Origin of the sequence: Phenylobacterium sp., from assembly GCF_004297125.1 — a bacterium.
Taxonomy (GTDB): Bacteria; Pseudomonadota; Alphaproteobacteria; order Caulobacterales; family Caulobacteraceae; genus Phenylobacterium.
The window spans coordinates 1-2,371 of the sequence record NZ_SCVD01000002.1 but is presented as its reverse complement, the minus strand read 5'-3'; the positions used below and the strand labels follow the sequence as shown (position 1 = coordinate 2,371).

Below are 2,371 nucleotides of genomic sequence, written 5' to 3'. Positions count from 1 at the left end.
GATCCCGCCTTCGAGACGGACTTCCGGCTGGCCCTGACCTGGTTGCCGCCCGCCGACGAAACCCGCCGCATGGAGCGCTGGCTGTTCGACGGTCTGGCCAGGGGCGGCCACGACTGGCGGGTGTCGCTGGAGGCTTTCGGCCGCGAAGCCGATACGACGCTCGACCTGTTGTCCGACGCCCTGCCGGAGATCGAACGGCTCGATGACGCGGACCTTCTGACCTGGCTGCATGACAGCGTCTCGCCCCGGGCCTTCGCGGTCCGGCCGCTGGAGACGCCGATGTTCCTCGACGCCTGGCTCGCCGACGCCGGCCTGACGGGCGGGGTCGCGCCCCGTCTCGGCGATCGCTGGCTCAAGGTGGTCTCGGTGCGGGGCCTGCCGTCGGCGACCCGGCCCGGACTGCTCGATGCCCTTGGCGCCCTGCCGTTCGAGTACCGCTGGACGGCGCGCTGGATCGGCCTCGACAAGCCCGAGGCCGAGCGGGAGATCGTCAAGCTGAGGAAGCGCTGGTTCGCCAAGCGCAAGGGCGTCGGCGTCCTGTTGCGCGAGGCCATCACCAAGGAGGAGGTGCCGCTTCTCGATACGGATGCGGCGTCCAAGACCGAAGAGTGCGACGGCGCCCTCGCGGCGCTCGGCGCGGAGTCCTGCGCCTTCGGCTATCTGACTTTGACGGTCACCGTTCTGGACGCCAGCGAGGCGGGGGCGGCGGCCAAGGCCCGCGCGATCGAGGCGGCGCTGAACGCGCAGGGGCTGGTGGCCCGGATCGAGGATCTCAATGCGGTGGAGGCCTGGCTGGGCTCTCTGCCCGGCGAGCCCTATGCCGACGTGCGCCGGCCTCTGGTCTCGACGCTGAACCTGGCCGATCTGCTGCCGGTTTCCGCCGTCTGGGCGGGGCCGGCCGGGGACGCCAACCTGGACGGGCCGCCGCTGGCGACGGCGCGCACGACCGGCGCGACGCCGTTCCGGCTGGTGCTGCATGTCGGCGACGTCGGCCACGCCATGGTCGTCGGCCCGACCGGATCGGGCAAGAGCGCCCTGCTGTCCTTCCTGGCGCTGCAATGGTTCCGCTATCGGGACGCCCGGGTGGTCTTCTTCGACAAGGGCCGGTCGGCGCGCGCGGCGACGCTCGCGGCTGGCGGCCGCTGGCGGGCGCTGGAGCCCGGCGCGCGGTTTTCGCTCCAGCCGCTGGCCCGGATCGACCGGGAGGACGAACGGGCCTGGGCCGCGGAATGGATCGCCGAGACCGTGCGCCTGGCCGGGCTGGAGCCGGTCCCCCGAGTGAGGGAAGAGATCTGGGTGGCGCTGTCGGCGCTCTCGGAGGCGCCGGTCGCGCAGCGGACGCTGACGGTGTTCTGCGCCCTGGTTCAGGACAAGGCGGTCGCCGCCGCCATGGAGCCCTTGACCCTGAAGGGGCCGCACGGCGCGCTGCTGGACGGGGCGGGGGAGACCCTGGCGCCCACCCGGTTCGACACCTTCGAGCTGGAGACCCTGATGGGGACCCCGTCGGCCGTGGCGCCGGTGCTCTCGGCCCTGTTCCACCATCTCGAACAGGGCTTCGACGGCCGGCCGACCCTGCTGGTCCTCGACGAGGCCTGGCTGTTCCTCGGCGAGACCGCCTTCGCGGCCCGGATACGGGAATGGCTGAAGACACTGCGCAAGAAGCGGGTCTGCGTGGTGTTCGCCACCCAGAGCCTGGACGACGTGGCGGCCTCCTCGATCGCGGCCAGTCTGATCGAGAGCTGCCCGACCCAGGTCTTCCTGCCCAATCCCCGCGCCCTGGAGCCGTCGTCCGCCGAACTCTACCGGGGCTTCGGCCTGAACCGGCGCCAGCTTGAGCTGATCGCCTTCGCCACGCCCAAGCGGGCCTACTACTGGCGCCAGCCGCGCGGCCGGCGGCTGTTCGACCTGCGCCTCACCGGCGTGGCCCTCGCCCTGTGCGGCTCGAGCGCGCCGGAAGACCAGACCCTGATCGACTCCCTCCTGGAGCGATCGGGACCTGACGACGGTCGACCGGGCGGCTTCGCCCGCGATTTCCTCAAAGCCAAGGGAGTGCAAAATGTGGATTCCGTTTTCGACGCCTTCGCCGGCCCGCTCGCGGCCGAATAGGTCCATCCAGATCGTCGCCGTCGGCCTCGTCGCCGTCAGCCTGCTGGGCGCCACGCCGGCGCCGGCCCAGCAGGTGGTGTTCGACCCGCGCAATCACATCGAAAATGCGCTGCAGGCGGCGCGTCAGCTCGAGAGCCTCGCCAACGAGGCGCGCAGTCTGGCGGCCTCGCCCTACAGCCACCTGACGCAATCCAGCCAGTCGCTGCGGGACATGGCCGAGCTGGCGCGGACGGCGCGCGGGATCGCCAGCTCGGTCAGCGGTCTG

General features: G+C 71.8%; 2 protein-coding genes. Both read left to right on the top strand.

Features of this window, described 5'->3' with window-relative positions; genetic code table 11:
- Window positions 1-2,106 (top strand): VirB4 family type IV secretion/conjugal transfer ATPase (locus tag EPO51_RS02190; protein ID WP_293345518.1); only part of this gene is annotated, 2,106 nt, incomplete at its 5' end.
- The coding region (locus EPO51_RS02185; RefSeq protein WP_465246586.1) for a TrbJ/VirB5 family protein at window positions 2,057-2,371 on the top strand (315 nt) is incomplete at its 3' end. The genes EPO51_RS02190 and EPO51_RS02185, both read left to right, overlap by 50 nt.